This window comes from Microbacterium resistens NBRC 103078 (genome assembly GCF_001552355.1).
Classification (GTDB): Bacteria; Actinomycetota; Actinomycetes; order Actinomycetales; family Microbacteriaceae; genus Microbacterium; species Microbacterium resistens.
The window spans coordinates 1-879 of sequence record NZ_BCRA01000230.1; the positions used below are offsets into that span (position 1 = coordinate 1).

An 879-nucleotide genomic window follows, 5' to 3' on the forward strand; every position below is an offset into this window, starting at 1 on the left:
ACGTCGCCGTCGTGGACCGGCTCGTACCACCCGGACGCCGGCATGGCCTCGGCGTCGGCCGGCTCCTCGTCCACCGGGAACTGCGGGGGCGGAGGCGTGCTCCCCGTGCCGGTCTCGGCGATCGTCGACACCGCGGAGGGCGAGACCACCGGGGCCGCTGCGGAAGTCGACACCGCCGAGGGCGAGGCCGCCGGGGCGGCTCCGAGAGGCGAGGCGGCCGGACCGGCATCGGGCTCACCCCGAGGGATGGGAGCGACCGCCCACTCCGTCACGGGGGCCGCGGAGGCCGAGGCCGTCTTCGGCGCTGCCGGGCGCGCGGACTCCCCACCCGAGGGCGGGGACGGCGGCGCCGGAGCCGGCGTCGATCCGCCCGGTCCGGTGGACGGCGGCGGCTCGGGCGTCCCCGATCCTCCGGAGGGCGGCAGCGGAGCCGGCTTGTACTTGACCTTGATGCCGAGCTCCTGCTCGATGGCGCTGCGCAGATGGTCGGAGGTGCCGGAGCCGGGGGTCGTCCCCTTGAACCGTGCGACGTCGTTCGGGCTCGCGAAGCCGAGGGTGAGCACGTCCGTCGCCGTGTCGAAGTCCAGGGGCTGGACGGCGGTGACCACGAGCCACGAGCCACGGCTGATCTTCTCGAGCCGGCTCAGGATCGCCGGCCACGCGGCGCGGATCCGGGCGAAGTCCACCGGGCCGGTCTCGACGGGGGCAGGGGCTTCCGTCCGCGCATCCGGAGCCGGTGCCGGGGCCACGGACGGAGCAGAGGCAGCGGGAGACGACGCGGAACCGGCGTCGGAGGGCGCAGAACCGGAGCCGGACGGGGCCGAGCCGGGCGTCTCGGCGGGGGCGGCCGACTGCGGGGCGGCGGGACCGGCGTGCCTC

General features: G+C 76.9%; 1 pseudogene. It reads right to left on the reverse strand.

Annotation, left to right across the window (positions count from 1 at the left end):
• Window positions 1-749, reverse strand: a pseudogene (locus MR1_RS19160) (DNA polymerase III subunit gamma and tau); the annotation flags it as partial.
• Window positions 750-879: the final 130 nt, after the last annotated feature.